We start from the raw sequence: 14,189 nt of genomic DNA, 5'->3' as shown, positions 1-14,189 counted from the left end.
CTCAATCCAGTATCCTTTGCTTTAGAGCAATCTCTCACGCTTTGGCGATGCTGCCTAGGAAGGAACGCAAATGACTACCTATGCACAGCAATCCAACTGGCGTGAGATTCAGAATTTTCTCCCTTCCGAATTTCAGTTGACTGAGGCGAATGAGCCCAAAGAGGAATGGTGGGCATGGCGGGATCATCGCATTCACCTCGATTGCTATCGCAACGCCGCAGCGCCGTTGAAAGTCATTCTTCTCCATGGCCTGGGGACCAACGGCCGGCAGATGTCAACGATTATCGGCGCACCACTTGCGAGTTGCGGCCTCGAAACCATTGCCATCGACATGCCGGAGTACGGCCTGACGGAGGTCGGCCGCGGCAAGCTGATCAGGTACGACGACTGGGTGCAGGCCGGCAGCGACCTGGTTGATGCGGAGTCGGCAAAGGACGACCGCCCCATCGTGCTTTACGGATTAAGCGCGGGAGGCTTGGAGGCTTACCACATCGCGTCGAAAAATCGGAAGGTAAAAGGTATCGTGGGGATGACGTTCTTCGATCCGCGCATTCAACAGGTGCGTGACGAGACCGCGACCAGCTGGTTCATGAGCCGCGTGGGAAGTTACTTTGCAGAAGTGACTGCGCGCACGGCGTTCAGTGGATTTCGCCTCCCTATCGCCGGCATTAGCAAAATGCGGGCGTTAGTCAACAACAAGGCCGCATTAAGGGTCTGCTTGGCTGACAAGACCTCTGCCGGCAAGTGGGTGACGATGGGGTTCATGGCCAGCTACATCAATTACGTGCCGGCGGTGGATCCAGAGAACTTCGACGTCTGCCCTATCTTGCTGACCCAGCCGGAGCAGGACCACTGGACGCCATTGCATCTGAGCGACCTGTTTCTCAAGCGGATTCGACATGCGCCCGTGAAAGTCGTGATGCTGCAGAACGCGGGACACTATCCACTTGAGCAACCTGGATTGAGCCAGATGGTTAGCGCGATTCATGACTTTTGCCTTCATGTTATTGCCAATGCGCGTCTTCGCGTCTGACAGGGCGCCTCGTAACAATCGCGAAGCGCCATATTTGCATTGTTGCCTTAGAGAGGTCCCGTCTCTATCCGAATTCCCGATTTTTTTACCCAGTGCGGTGCGTTGAGAATTGTCGAATTGGGAACAATATGACATAAACGGTCCCTTCGCTTCCTATCTCTGGAAGCGCTGCGGCGGCACCGCCGCAGGCCGCTTCACCTTCAGCCAGTCGCGCGAGCGCTCCCCCGCTCGGTAGGTAGAGCCCGAGCGCTTCCCCGCAATTCCCTCCAAGCTCAGCGTCAGTGCATGGCCGTACAGCCAAACGCCATCTTCGACGCTTTCCACATAGAGCAGCTCGGGCGGCTCTCAGCCAAAGCCTCCGCAGCGCGGCCTTGCGCGGCTCGATCGCCTGCTCTCGTAGGTTTCTCCCCTTGCCGACCAACAGGTCGAAGACGCAATACGCTACGGGGTCAGCGCCGCGGTACCAGCCTCTGCGCCTGGCGCGCGTGCAGTCGCTCGAAATCGCTCTTGCCGATGTCGTCGAGCACGCAAACCTCGCCGTCAATGATGTTGCCGGCGGGCAGCGTGGCCAAGGCTTCGATAAGCTCAGGGAACCAGACGGTGGTGTTTGCCCCATTGCGGGAATTCAGCCGCGGCGAGTCGCCGGTAGTGGCCAGCAGTCGGTAACCGTCGTTTTTTTTAGGTACTTCAGCAATTGTTGCCTTTCAATGCCGTCCATGCCGCGCGTCCCCGACAGCGAACCGCCGGATTTGGCCAGTTGCGGACCTTCCAACCAGGCTTACATAAATAATTGATGGTCTGCTCCGCAATGGATTACCGACATCCGTGGGTGAACGATGCTTGGCCCGTAAAAGGAGTAAGCGAAATTCTATTTCCGTCACCTCTTTGTAGGCGCTCAAGAGGAGGCCCCCTGTTTGGAGCCCGCACGGCTTCGAGTGCCGACCCACCAAAATGCTATGGAACTCCCGCCCGTCTTGGCCACTAAGGCTGGCAACTATGGAGGGCGACGTTTTGCACACGTGGGTGCGTCTGGCATTGACAGCGATATCACAGCATTGTTGCCTCACGGACTCGTCGCGGATGTCGGTCTCGCTCTGCACTCCGTGGAAATCAGTGCGGTGAGCCATGATCTCAACGGAGTGCAGGATGGCTGCGTGGGCACAATTTTCCGCCCGTGGCCGAGTTGGCCATTGGTGCATGCCGGACCATGGAAATCGGCCCGGCCACTAACGGTCATCCAGCTTATGGCAATTCAGTTGCTGCTCTTATTGGGCGTCGACATCTTTCTCATGGCTTCATCGATCGCCTTCTTCATGCTGAGGGTGTCGGCAGCCTGCCGTGGTGGATAGTCTTCCAGGGTCTTCAGGTGCGCCTGGAGAAACGGCACGCTCGCCGACGGCGCCCAAAGTTTCTGTGCAACAAAGCGCCGGCCCGCATAGCCCCATTCGTGCGATTCAGGATCCATTTTTTCCAAAGGGTCCATCAGCAGATTAAAGATGTACGGCGCACTCGGATATACCTTCGAGTTGAACCAGCTACCATCCTTTTTGACCCCGACATGCATCTTCCACGCATCGACGCGCATCGCCATCAGGTCTGTTTCGTCATAGTAGAAGACCTCGCGCCGCGCCGATTGATCGGTCTTGCCCATCCAGTAATCGAGATTGTTGTAGCCATCCAAGTGCACCTTGTAACGGCTGCCTCCCATACGTGTGCCCTTGAGCATGTCATCCTTGAGATTTGGCAACCCAGCCGCAGCAGCCAGGGTGACAAACAGGTCTTCGTGGCTCTGGATGCCATTGAAGTCCGTGCCCGGAGCAATCTTGCCAGGCCAGCGAATCAGGCACGGTACTCGGACCCCCCCTTCCCATGTGGTGCCCTTCTCTCCGCGGAAAGGCGCGTAGCCGCCGTCCGGCCACATCATCAGTTCATTGCCATTATCGGTGGTGTAGACGACGATGGTGTTGTCGGCAACGCCCATTTCCTTCAGCTTTGTCAGAATGCGTCCGACGTGCTCGTCATGCTCAATCATCCTGGCGCGCACCACGTCCTGCTCCGCGCGTCCTTCGGAAACCGCTTTCTGCACATACTGCTGTTGCGGATGCGACCAGATGTGGATCGCGGTGGCGTTGAACCAGAGGAAGAATGGCTTGCTGTCCTTGCCGACCCGGTCCATCCAGTTAAGCGTGTGCTGCAGCACCTCGGCGTCGAAGGTTTCCATGCGCTTGCGCGTGAGCGGGCCGGTATTTTCGATCCGTTGCTTGCCGACGCGGCCGAACTTCGGATCGGTTGTGGAATCGTCCTGTGTGGTAGCCCAGGCATGCAGTACTCCGCGTGGTCCAAACTTCTTCAGGTATTCCGGGTTGCGCTGACCTGGATAGTCAAGCTCCTCCGGTTCTTCTTCTGCATTCAGGTGGTACAGGTTCCCAAACCATTCGTCGAATCCATGTACTGTAGGTAGGAACTCGTTACGGTCGCCTAGGTGATTTTTGCCAAACTGGGCAGTCGCATAGCCTTGCGACTTCAACACTTCGGCCAGCGTAGGGTCTTCCTTCTGGATGCCGCGCGTGGATCCAGGAATGCCGATAGTCGTCATGCCGGTGCGTATCGGCATCTGGCCCGTGATGAAAGCCGCCCGCCCCGCAGTGCAACTGGGTTGGCCGTAATGGTCGGTGAATAACCCGCCTTCGCGGGCAAGGCTATCGATATTGGGTGTTCGGCCCATGATGCCGTGTGCGTAGGCACCGACATTCCACATGCCAATGTCGTCACCGAAGATAACAACAATGTTTGGCTTTGTGGCCGGAGTCTGGGCAAAAGCCAGTGCGGGGATCATCACCGCCAGCGCAATCAGAATGCTTACGGAGGCATAGTGCCATGCCGTATGGCTCATTCGGGTGACGTAGTTTCCCTGATTCATGGCTTCCTCCGAGCGCGCGCTTGGGTGTTCTTGGTTATTGGCCGGAGTTCGGTTTCCGGAGCTGCGGCCAATCCAGCCTCTACTATGCTGGTGCGATCCCCAAGTGAATTCTTTCGATAGGCGAATAAAAAGATGTCGCCGCCAGGCGATGCGGTGCGACCCCGGGTGGAGCAGGCTTACGGAATTCCACCCGAGCAGGATCATCGGATCCACGCAGACGGTGCGCTATGCCACGTCTGAACGCCGACCTGCCCTTATGCGCGATCCAAAATGGAATTCATCAACGATGGCCCCGGCAAGCCGGTTGGCATTTATCGCCAGATCGGGGCGCCGCCCGATTCTTGCCCTTGGCAATTCGGTCGGCGACTTCCATATGCTGGAGTACACCACCAGCGGAGACGGGCGCCGATGGGCCATTTTGGTTCACCATGATGATGCGGAGCGGGAGTTCGTCTATGACGCGCTTCAAAGATCGGAAAGCTTGTTATCAGCATGAAGCAAGATTGGCAGCAAATCTATCCATCGCAGGCCGCAATTGACGCGAGGGAGAATTCGTTCGACTTTCTCCTCATGGCGCCTAAGCCGGCACTCCATTTCAATTCCCGGGAAAGCGCGATGACCGTAGAGCAGCCTAAAGCCGCCATTGGCCAACCCGGATTCGAACGGCAGCGATGGGTCGACAACAGCCCTCCGACTTCTGGCCCCAAATGTGCATCTCGGCGACTATGGTCGGCGAGCCGCATACCGATTCTTGAATTGTCGTTTTCCTTCGAAGTTTCAACCAATTCCAACCCGGAATGTCGTTGTTGTTCGCAAGATCGTCCAGATCCACCGAGCAACACTGCCGAACGCTTTCGGTTCCTAAGCTTCAGCCCCCCTCGTTCCCGTCCGCGCCGGATGGCACATCGTTCAGCTCATAGCTGGTGCTTCGCCCACCCCCGACCGCCTTACGTAGGACGCCGCGCTCAACTAGGTCGTTGATGTCCCGCAGTGCCGTATCACTGGAGCACTTGGCAATGGCCGCCCACTTGCTGCTCGTGAGCTTGCCTTCGAAACCGTCCAGCAGCCGGTTCAAAACCTTTACCTGCCGAGCATTGAGTGCCTGCATTCCCCAGTGGTGCCAGAAGCGCGCTTTGGCCAGTACTTCGTCGAGCGTGACCTGCGCCTGGTCTACCGCGCGGTGCAGCGTTTCGAAGAACCACGACAACCACGGCGTGACGTCCATCGAATCCTTCTGAGTGCGTTCGAGGATGTCGTAGTATGCCTTGCGCTCGCGCTGTATCTGCGCTGACAGGCTGTAGAAGCGTTGTGGACTGCCATCTGCCCGCGCAAGCATCAGGTCGCCGATGGCGCGCGCGATACGGCCATTGCCGTCGTCAAACGGGTGCAGCGTGACGAACCACAGGTGTGCAAGCCCTGCGCGGATCAGCGGCGGGTCGGTGGGCGCCGCGTTGACCCAATCGATGAATCGCCCCGTCTCTGCCGCCAGATGATCGGCGGGCGGCGCCTCAAAATGGACGCGTTGCCGGCTGATCGGGCCGGAAACCACTTGCATGGGTCCGGCTGAATCGTCTCGCCATTGGGCGACGTTGATTTTTGACAGGCCGGAGTAACCTGTGGGGAACAGCGCCGCGTGCCAGCCGAAAAGGCGCTCCTTCGAGACTGGCGCATGGCTGTTTGCAGTCGCGTCGAGCACCATGTCGACCACCCCTTCAACGTGACGATCCACGGGCGCCAGCGCGCCGATGTCGACACCCAGCCTGCGCGCGATAGATGAGCGCACCGAATACACGTTGAGCTGCTCACCCTCGATCTCACTTGTCTTGACCACGTCGTTTGTCAGCGCCGCAAGGCAAGCCTGATCCCGCAGCCCCATACCGAGGTCCGCCAACCGCCCCATCAGCATGCCTTGGGCTCGGCTGACCTCAGCCATGGGCCAAGCCAGGGAACTCAGGTCGTACCGCCAAACGGGCCAGTCTGGAGCCTGCCAGACATAGGTGTATTCGCTGCGATTCATGCGGAGATTATGCCCTGCATTGGCCGCAAGGGCAACTTAATCGCCGCATGACATGCGGTGAATGGCACCGCTATACACCGCAGGCGCCCCACAAGCCGGGAAAACTAGCATGCCGCTTTCGTGCGCCGGCGCAACCCTCTATTTGCTACACGGTGCCCGGAACGTCGGCGAAGCTGGCCAGCGCTCGATGCTTCGGGCTGAGCGCTGCCAATCCAGATCACTCGACACGGCGACCTGCAAACGTTATCGGAAGCGCGGGCCATGGAAGCGGCGTTCGCTGCGTCGCCGGCGTTGCGCCGTCCGGTGCCGGATCTGGCATCGCTGAAACCCGCCCAGCCGGAGCTGCGCTCGATTGTCACGGCGCCGCCGTCAGCGGCAGCCGCGCAGCAAGGCGGCGGCCTCCCAGCGGTTTGAGCCGGCCCGACGGTATTCGTTGCCCCATCATAAATGGGCGGAGCGGGAGAATCCGAGCCGTGCCTCCCGCCCCAGGGTCCCGCAAGCACCGGGTCGATACGATCAGGTTCACGAAACCACGCAGAATTATCCCTTCCAGCATTTCCCTCCTTCGCGCCCAGCCGCGAATCATCGCTGCCCCAGGCCTGCGGGCGCGAAATGACCGCAGCCACCCCCGGCTGACGTGCACCCCGCAAGAATGATGCTGTGACCACTCACGCGTCCGTGTGCGGTGGCACACAGCGCTTCCAAGTCTCCCTGTTGCGAAGCTTCCCCTTGACCTGCTTTCCCTCAGCGTCTATAAATTCACCATCCAGATGGATGGCATATGGATGTCGTATGGAAGGTTTGAGCCCCAACGATCACATCGACGCAGACGCTTGGCAATAACAAACCCGATGAGCAAACCAAAGCCCGGTGACACGGAAAAAATCACGATCAACCTCGGCCCGGTGGACCTGGGGCAGATCGACCTGCTGGTGGAAGAAGGCTTTTATTCGAATCGGACTGACCTGATCCGGACCGCCATTCGCAACCAGTTGGCCATGCACGCCCAGGCCATACAGGAAACGGTGACGCGCCGGGCCCTTGTCCTCGGACTCCAGCATTTCACCCGCCGCGACCTGGAGGCCGCGCGCGCGGCCAACGAGAAGCTCGACATCCATGTCCTCGGACTGGCGAGCATCGCCTCGGATGTCAGCCCGGAACTGGCCCTGGCAACGATTGAATCGATTGTGGTGCTCGGCGCCTTTCATGCCCCCGCGGCAGTCAAGACTGCGCTCGCCGGGCGAATACGGTAGTAAGCGCACTAGTAACGCGCGGTAGTAACGCGGCAATGCCGCCGCGCCCTGGCTCGCCAGGTTTGCCTGGAAACAAGTATGAGAATGAATGATGCCTTCCTCGCTTCGATGCGAGAAGCCATGCACTTGCTGCAGACCGCGGGCCCGCTCGAGGCCACCGAGGCTATCCAGCGTGCGCTGCGCGAGCAAGCGTCGATGGGCGCGGCGGTCGCCCCGTCGTCCCCCTCCGCTCCCATGCCCGCACAGGTGGTCGAACGCCTGCTCACCGATGCCCGCGTGCAGGCCCGCCCGGCCGATGCCGCCGGAAGCGCCGACAACGCAGCCTCCCCGGCATCCGCGCGCGGCACTCACTCGCTACGCCCGGACGTCAGGCAAGCGTCCCGGCAGGATGTCGGACATTTCAGCCAGCACACGTTCGTGAACCGGGCGGGATCCCGCGCGTACAAGCTTTACGTGCCCGCTGGCCGTCAGGCCGAGCCGATGCCGCTGGTCGTGATGCTGCACGGTTGCACGCAGGATGCCAACGATTTCGCGGCCGGCACCCAGATGAACACCCTTGCCGACATGCTTGGCTTCGTGGTGCTGTATCCGGTCCAGGCCACCGCGGACAATCCGTCGAAATGCTGGAACTGGTTCCGGCCCGGCGACCAGCAGGCCGGCAAGGGAGAACCGTCCATCATTGCCGGCATGGTGCGCGAGGTGATCGCCAGCCACGGCATCGACGCAAGGCGCGTCTATGTTGCCGGCCTGTCCGCAGGCGGCGCGATGGCCGCGGTGCTGATCCAGCGCTATCCGGAGTTGTTCGCGGCGGCCGGCGTGCATTCCGGTCTGCCCGCCGGGTCCGCGCATGACCTGCCCTCGGCGCTGGGCGCGATGAAGGGCGGCAAGGGGCTAGGCCGGTCCAGGTCAGGCGCGGTGCCGCCTGCCTCCACCGCGCGGCCTCTCATCGTGTTCCACGGCGATGCGGACCATACGGTGCATCCGTCGAACGGCGACCGTCTTGTTGCGCCATTCAGGAGCGATCACGTGCGCCAGCTGACCGAACGCAGGAACGTCGCCGGCGGCCATGACTACACGCGGCAAAGAATCACCACGCCCGCTGGCGTCAATGTTGAATACTGGGTCATCCATGGCGCCGGGCACGCCTGGGCGGGCGGTAGCCCCCAGGGCAGCTATACCGATCCGAAGGGGCCGGATGCCAGTGCGGAAATGGTGCGGTTCTTTCTCGCCAATCCGCTGCCGGGCTGAGCCGGCGCAAGCCCGCGCGCCGGTTGCCCGGCCGGCCAGTACCTGAGCCGGCGTCCGTCGGCCGGCATCCGCGGCCTGGGCCGAGGGTTGCTGCGGCTGGCGCCCTGGCTGATGAAAGCGTTGTCGGTCGCCGGAACGGCGGCGATGTTCCTGCTGGGCGGCGGCATCCTGATGTAGCGTGAATCTGGGTCTAATCTGACTGTCTCGAACTCATAGTTCCCTACAGCGAGTGCGATGCCACTCATCGTCATCTCTAGCCATACTATGCCGATTCTGCAATTGGTCATGCATCGACTCACAGCGGATCAACATTAATCTCGCCGGTTCTTCTTGCGCGTCAGCAACGTCAGGCGCTGCGTCACTCCGCAGATATACTTGTCGGGAAACGATGGCGGCGACCACGATAAGGGCGCCCACGCAGAAGGTCTGGGCCGCAAATCGAAGGTATCGTGGCATAGAAGCGCGCACTGGACAGAAGGTGATTTGTTGGCGAGACTACACGAAGATGCCGCGCATCGCAGCTACGTCCGTTGCAGGATTGACACCGCCCTTGGTTTCGCCGTAGCGAGGACCGGACTGCGCCGTCTGTAACACCACACCGGGCCTGATAAGCATGCCAAAGACAATCGCGCCCCTTCCGTGTGGCCAGTACTGGGCCACGCCACACGCGCCCTTCCCGCTGGACGGTCCGAACGGGCATGACGAAGTTTTCCCTGGAGCCCATTGCGTCAGCGACGGCAAATGGGTCACCTTCTATAAGAACGGGCATGAGGTATGGGCATGCAATGCCATGTATGCCGCTGCTCATTTCGACTTTGCTCCCGTTTCGAGCGGCTGTTCATCGGTCGCTGACTGATGCTGTTGGGGGAAGAATAGGATGGCTTGGCTTGCTCTCCAGCGCGAAACTCGATGTCCAGCGGATGCAGATTGCCCGTGCGGTAGAGCGACCAGAAACCTGCAGAGCGTCACAATTTTGCCGAGGCGCTGCCCTGGAGGCAGAATCAGCCTACGAAACTCAGTTTAATTGAGGCATTAGCAATGCTGAGGTCATCGTATCCTGACAGGGCTGTCCTGCTACCGCCCGCGCCGCCTCTCAATGGTGAGCGCGGGATTTTTTCGTAGAAGCTAACGCGACGTTTGCCCGGGCAGCCGATTGAGCGGATACTGACAGTGGGTAGCCGTAGACGGCTATTCAACTTCTTCATGGACGCTTCCGGCGCCGCTCGTCTCGATGGCGCCGGTCTTTTTACAGCAGAAGAAATCGTTGGTCCGGCGTCCATGTAACCCCTAGCTCAATGCAGCGCCTGGAACTATCAGCCGGACCAGTAACTGACCCGTTGGGCGATACCGTCATTCCTGCGGAATCCGGAAACGCTCAGGCCGCTTGCCCAGCCATGCAGGGGTCCGGCCGCGTCCCGACCAAGTTTTTCCGCTTTTTGGGTCCATGTACTTGGGTGGCAGGGGCGCCTTTTCCGCAACGGCAGACGAACTACCAGCCGGCCGTCCCCTGCGGCGTCGTGGCGCTATGTCTTCTGGCGTAAGCTCATATCGAAGCATCAGTTCCCTAATCTGCTCGATGACGCCCGGTACCTCGTTAGCGCGCGCCGCGACAATCTGAGCCTCCAATGCTTGCTTCCGCTCCATTAGTTCTTCATACGTTGCCATCCTTGACTCCTATATTGAGCTACGCATGTTTTTATACGCATTTCTAAGATAAGCAGAAAGCTGTGGGGTACTGCAACCTCCCACCTGGTACGCATGCCCGTTACTGATCCGATCTCTTGGCACTAACAGCCTGCCGCTAGTTTCGGAAAAGCGGAGCCCCTGCAGCTGCGCAGGGGTCGGAATCCATCCGTCGAGTCGTGCGTCGAACGAACTTATGCTTCTTCAGCGATCAAAAACCGGTTTGGATTTTTACCTAGCCATGCCGGTGCGCGGCCTCGACCGGACCAAGTTTTTCCGGTTTTGGGGTCGCGATACTTCGGAGGTAGCTCGGATTTCGACTTGCTTGCACCGCTGCCTGCCGGGCGTCCGCGGCGGCGCTTGGTAATGTCGTCGACTGTCAGGTCATACTCTGCCATCAAAGTTTGGATCTGCTCGATGACTCCTGCAACTTCATTGGCGCGCACTTCTTCGAGGTGGGCTTCGAGCGCCTGCTTTTGTGCCATCAATTCCTTGTATGTAGCCATACGATTCATCCTTTCTGGTCTAGGTCAGCGAACAAATAGTCTAAAAGCGATAAAACTGAAATGTACAACAGCGCTCACCTTATCACATACGCACAAAGTCAATAGGAAAAACAAAAACTCAGCGCGTCAATGTGGGCTGGGGGGAATGCCGCAGCCGTGTAAGCGGACCCGAGCCGCTATCCTTTGTGATCCAGAAGCCTATTGGTTGCAATGAAAGCTTGCCTGTGCTGTCATGGATCCCTTTGCGCGCCCAGCTCTGGCATCTCTTCGCCGCATCGCAACACGTCAGTTGCTTGATCTTTACGACAAGACCGCTTAGCTTAGAACGCGGTGAGCGCCCTCCGCGCGTCTTAGCACCGCCCTGTCCCCGCTTTTCTCTTACTTCCGTGCATACAATCCACGGATAGCAGTCGTAGTTCCCTTTTGGATCAGATAAAGGAGGCCGACATGCTTAGTCCTCATGAAATTGCCGCGCTGCTCTTACTTGGTGACACACAAGATATCGATGACCTAGAGCCCGAGCAGCTGGATGGCTTGCTGGTGCACAAGTTGGTTACGATGGAGCACGGCACCTGCCCTCGCCTGACGAGTCAGGGGCATTCGATGATTGAGATGGTGCGCCGCATTCGGTGAGCGTTGGGGCTGCACCTGCGGGAACCACGGCAATTCCGCAGTCACTTGGAAGTAGTCGGCTGCGGACCGGTTGGCTATGACGCGAAGAGCCATTCAGTTCGTACGCGGTCCCGTTGAGTGGCCTGACAACGCCCTTAGCACCCTATCAAACGGATCGAACTTTATTCCGACGGAAGTTGATCGCCTTTGGACATGGAATGGTGGGCCTCCCGTGAGTCGAACACGGCACCAACGGATTATGAGTCCGCTGCTCTAACCAGGCATGAGCTAGAGGCCCAATAAAACGGAAGCAGAAACAGCTTGCGCCATGCGCAGCAATTTGCGTTCCGTAGCGATGCAGGGCCAGCGCCCCGCATCTTTCGGTACTGGACTAGTTGGCACTGTCACATGCCAGCCGAGGCAATTAATCAGGCCGCCACTGCAGGCGATGCCGCCGGCGCAACCGCCTTCTTTGCGGGGGCGCGCCTTTTCGTCGCGGCTTTCACTGTGGCCGCTTTCGGAGCCGCTTTTTTGATAGCGACCTTATTGCCGGGCACTGCCTTTTTTGCAGTCGGCTTCTTGGCAGCCACCTTACCAGCCCTTACCTTCTTTGCGCTGACGGCCTTCGCTTTTTTTGCAGCCGCCTTGTCCTTTGCCGCTTGCTTTTCAAAGCGAGCGGCAGCCTTTGCGTCCTCCGTTGCCTTGGTGACCTCCCGCTTTGCTGCTTCGATTGCCTTCTTCGTGTCGGCGCGCAGCTTCAGCAAACGCTTTTTAGCGGCCAGCGCTTCGCGCGCGAGCACGCTGGCCTTCTTTGTCGGCACGGTAACCTTCTTTGCGGCAGGCTTGCGCTTGGAGACCGTATTTCCCGGGGTTGTCGATTTATTTGCTGCGACCATGTTGATTGTTCATAGTATTGTGGAGTGCGGAGTATAACCTCACACGCTGGACACAATGGAATCTATCTACACTTTGTCGTTGTGATCTGTTCTCGGTAAGCCATGTAACGGTACGGCATATCCCGTTCGTTGCCGAACGGTCCGCTCGCCGAGATGATGGTCTTTTGTCGAAACAACAACGACGTCAAGCATGCTCTGACTTCTCCTTGCATCCCTCCCGCTTCAGCTGTCGGACTCGGCCCTAGCGATAAAATATCAGGATGGAAAGGGCATCCTGTACACGCATGATCGATACTGCCCAGCGGGCTTTGCCAGAGGCAAACGCATAAACTTGTCAGGGTACTCGACCCCTCTCATCTCGGACGTTCAACGCGACAAGGAAATACGTCGCCTCGCGCACGCTCAAGACGCTGGCTTGGAACAACTCATCACTGTTGCATGGCGACGTAATCGCGGTGCTAACGGCGCTCAAGGCGGAGATGGGACAAGATCTGCAGATTATCGGCAGCGCAAACCTGATCCAGGCGCTGAGGGCGGCATCTCTGATTGACGAGTACAACGTGTGACTTTCCCCGTAGTATTGGGCCGCGCCAAGCGGTTGTTCGAAGCCGGCGCGACGCCCGGCGGACTGCGGCTCGTAGCTTCGGAAGCCTCGACCACCGGCGTCGTGATGAGCACTTACGTGCCGACTGGCGATGTCCCGCTTGGATCGTTTGCTCAGGCCGCGCCGAGCGCAAAGGAAGTTGGAAGGCGCATGAAGGTTTCGCACGAGGCGGACTGATGCGGTTCCATACAAATTTCTCGACACCATGCGCACATTGCCCCTCTTCTATCGGGCACATGGGCTAGGGCTGCTTGGCCACGCTGTAGGCATTGCCCTTGCCATGACTATAGGGAGACTCCGCTTTCAACCGTTGGCCCTGCGAAGCGCCCAGGCACCTGTCCTATGCGCTTCGGGAGTTCGGTCATCAGAGTCGAGCGAGGGGGCGCGCCACTGCCGAGCGGCCACTACTGGGCCACGCCGCATCGCGTCGACGGTTGATAGAGGATCTTTCGAGAACGAAGAGACATGTGCCTCCCCCCTGCAACAAAGTCGTGACGCCCGCCTCAGCATCTCCACATGCTCCAGCGGTGGTGAAGCCGCTTAGGAGCACTTCGGGACCGACGTGGTCAAGAAATACTCTATTGAAGCTGTCGCAGAGAAGGAGAAGAGGGAATGTGCCACCAAGGGCCATATTTTCTCCAGCTCGAACGTCGCGATTCAGATGACTCGGGCTGCGAGCGGCAAGATGCCGAATTTCGTGCAAAGACTGAAACCCAACCGCTGCGGTTTAGCTCTCAGTCACAAATGATTACAATCTCGTAAGCGCGATGTCGATATGCTTGCGGGCGCCCGCGGCTAGTGCTGATGGGCGCATAACGAGGAGAGAGTAAGTGAAGAAGATTCGCGCACTGGGCCTACTGGCATCGGCAGTGACGCTATGGAGCTGTGTTAGCACGGCGCTCGCGCAACACGTGACAGGTGGTATGGGCGAGTCGATCCATATCGGTGCGTTTGGCGCGAGACCGGAGAGCCGTCTTACGGGGACCATTTTGCCGAAGAAACCCTCGGACAAGACACTGCGCGCGCGCGATGCCGAAATGTCTGAAGGGAATGCACGGCGCGCAAGGCCCACCTTGCCGGGGAAGCATCTGCGTTAAATCGGGATCGCCTAACTCCATCCCATGGCCAAATAGTGTCGCCATGGCGCTGCAGCAGTCGAGCCGCTTTAACGTAACCGTTATCGTGCCTATCGCTGCGTCACTGTAACGCCGGCGTTGGTCTGGCCCCGCACGCTGGGAGAGCAACGGTAGTGGTATGACAGTACCCGGTGAGGGGGGTCTTTTGAGGGAACGCTACATACAACGCGACATGGCCTTGGTGCGCTGTCGTTTGCCACATGATCCCAGAGCTTTGCCATTCTGCTCAGAGGCACACCCTGCTTTCCCCTAGCCAGAACCGCTTTGCCTCATTCTGATCG

General features: G+C 59.2%; 12 protein-coding genes, 1 tRNA gene and 3 pseudogenes. 9 read left to right on the top strand and 7 right to left on the bottom strand.

Annotated features, from left to right (window positions below; all coding sequences use genetic code 11):
* Positions 1–70 precede the first annotated feature (70 nt).
* Positions 71–1,033: an alpha/beta hydrolase gene (locus AC3FMM_RS16990; protein WP_488687068.1), complete on the top strand. Its 963-nt coding sequence runs from the start codon at positions 71–73 to the stop codon at positions 1,031–1,033.
* A 449-nt stretch (positions 1,034–1,482) separates the two neighbouring features.
* Here AC3FMM_RS16990 and AC3FMM_RS16985 read toward each other — a convergent pair whose 3' ends face one another.
* Positions 1,483–1,662 (bottom strand): hypothetical protein, encoded by a 180-nt coding sequence (locus tag AC3FMM_RS16985; RefSeq protein ID WP_488687165.1) that lies wholly within the window; start codon positions 1,660–1,662, stop codon positions 1,483–1,485.
* A gap of 623 nt (positions 1,663–2,285) precedes the next feature.
* Positions 2,286–3,953: an arylsulfatase gene (locus AC3FMM_RS16980; protein ID WP_488687067.1), complete on the bottom strand. Its 1,668-nt coding sequence runs from the start codon at positions 3,951–3,953 to the stop codon at positions 2,286–2,288.
* Positions 3,954–4,106: 153 nt separating this feature from the next.
* Here AC3FMM_RS16980 and AC3FMM_RS16975 point away from each other — a divergent pair.
* Positions 4,107–4,478: pseudogene (locus AC3FMM_RS16975) on the top strand (haloacid dehalogenase-like hydrolase); the annotation flags it as partial.
* 343 nt (positions 4,479–4,821) lie between these two features.
* Here AC3FMM_RS16975 and AC3FMM_RS16970 read toward each other — a convergent pair.
* Positions 4,822–5,970 carry a Fic family protein gene (locus AC3FMM_RS16970; protein ID WP_488687066.1) on the bottom strand — a complete coding sequence of 383 codons (1,149 nt, stop codon included), beginning with the start codon at positions 5,968–5,970 and terminating at the stop codon, positions 4,822–4,824.
* Between the two features lie 851 nt (positions 5,971–6,821).
* Between AC3FMM_RS16970 and AC3FMM_RS16965 the strand changes: the two genes are divergently transcribed.
* The 3 genes and pseudogenes from AC3FMM_RS16965 to AC3FMM_RS16955 all read left to right on the top strand — a co-directional run.
* Positions 6,822–7,223: a CopG family transcriptional regulator gene (locus AC3FMM_RS16965; RefSeq protein WP_488687065.1), complete on the top strand. Its 402-nt coding sequence runs from the start codon at positions 6,822–6,824 to the stop codon at positions 7,221–7,223.
* 78 nt (positions 7,224–7,301) lie between these two features.
* Positions 7,302–8,471: an extracellular catalytic domain type 1 short-chain-length polyhydroxyalkanoate depolymerase gene (locus AC3FMM_RS16960; RefSeq protein ID WP_488687064.1), complete on the top strand. Its 1,170-nt coding sequence runs from the start codon at positions 7,302–7,304 to the stop codon at positions 8,469–8,471.
* Positions 8,472–8,501: 30 nt separating this feature from the next.
* Positions 8,502–8,645: pseudogene (locus AC3FMM_RS16955) on the top strand (DUF808 family protein); the annotation flags it as partial.
* A gap of 1,176 nt (positions 8,646–9,821) precedes the next feature.
* Here the strand turns inward: AC3FMM_RS16955 and AC3FMM_RS16950 are convergent.
* Together AC3FMM_RS16950 and AC3FMM_RS16945 are read right to left on the bottom strand one after the other, a co-directional pair.
* Positions 9,822–10,136: an H-NS histone family protein gene (locus AC3FMM_RS16950; protein WP_488687062.1), complete on the bottom strand. Its 315-nt coding sequence runs from the start codon at positions 10,134–10,136 to the stop codon at positions 9,822–9,824.
* A gap of 212 nt (positions 10,137–10,348) precedes the next feature.
* Positions 10,349–10,660, bottom strand: coding sequence for an H-NS histone family protein (locus tag AC3FMM_RS16945; protein ID WP_488687061.1), 312 nt, complete (start codon positions 10,658–10,660; stop codon positions 10,349–10,351).
* 447 nt (positions 10,661–11,107) lie between these two features.
* Here AC3FMM_RS16945 and AC3FMM_RS16940 point away from each other — a divergent pair, with 447 nt between their 5' ends.
* Positions 11,108–11,293, top strand: coding sequence for a hypothetical protein (locus tag AC3FMM_RS16940; protein WP_488687060.1), 186 nt, complete (start codon positions 11,108–11,110; stop codon positions 11,291–11,293).
* 198 nt (positions 11,294–11,491) lie between these two features.
* Here AC3FMM_RS16940 and AC3FMM_RS16935 read toward each other — a convergent pair.
* Together AC3FMM_RS16935 and AC3FMM_RS16930 are read right to left on the bottom strand one after the other, a co-directional pair.
* Positions 11,492–11,570: transfer RNA gene (locus AC3FMM_RS16935), tRNA-Ile, on the bottom strand.
* A 130-nt stretch (positions 11,571–11,700) separates the two neighbouring features.
* Positions 11,701–12,168, bottom strand: a complete 468-nt coding sequence (locus AC3FMM_RS16930; RefSeq protein ID WP_488687059.1) for a fumarate hydratase — start codon at positions 12,166–12,168, stop codon at positions 11,701–11,703.
* 383 nt (positions 12,169–12,551) lie between these two features.
* Here AC3FMM_RS16930 and AC3FMM_RS16925 point away from each other — a divergent pair.
* The 3 genes and pseudogenes from AC3FMM_RS16925 to AC3FMM_RS16915 form a co-directional block, all read left to right on the top strand.
* Positions 12,552–12,734 (top strand): annotated as a pseudogene (locus AC3FMM_RS16925) (dihydrofolate reductase family protein); the annotation flags it as partial.
* Positions 12,731–12,949 carry a hypothetical protein gene (locus tag AC3FMM_RS16920; RefSeq protein ID WP_488687058.1) on the top strand — a complete coding sequence of 73 codons (219 nt, stop codon included), beginning with the start codon at positions 12,731–12,733 and terminating at the stop codon, positions 12,947–12,949. The pseudogene AC3FMM_RS16925 and the gene AC3FMM_RS16920, both read left to right, overlap by 4 nt.
* A 653-nt stretch (positions 12,950–13,602) precedes the next feature.
* Positions 13,603–13,869 carry a hypothetical protein gene (locus AC3FMM_RS16915; RefSeq protein ID WP_488687057.1) on the top strand — a complete coding sequence of 89 codons (267 nt, stop codon included), beginning with the start codon at positions 13,603–13,605 and terminating at the stop codon, positions 13,867–13,869.
* Positions 13,870–14,189 lie beyond the last annotated feature (320 nt).

This window comes from Cupriavidus sp. 207A1 (assembly GCF_057798955.1).
This window is presented reverse-complemented; position numbering and strand designations above follow the sequence as displayed.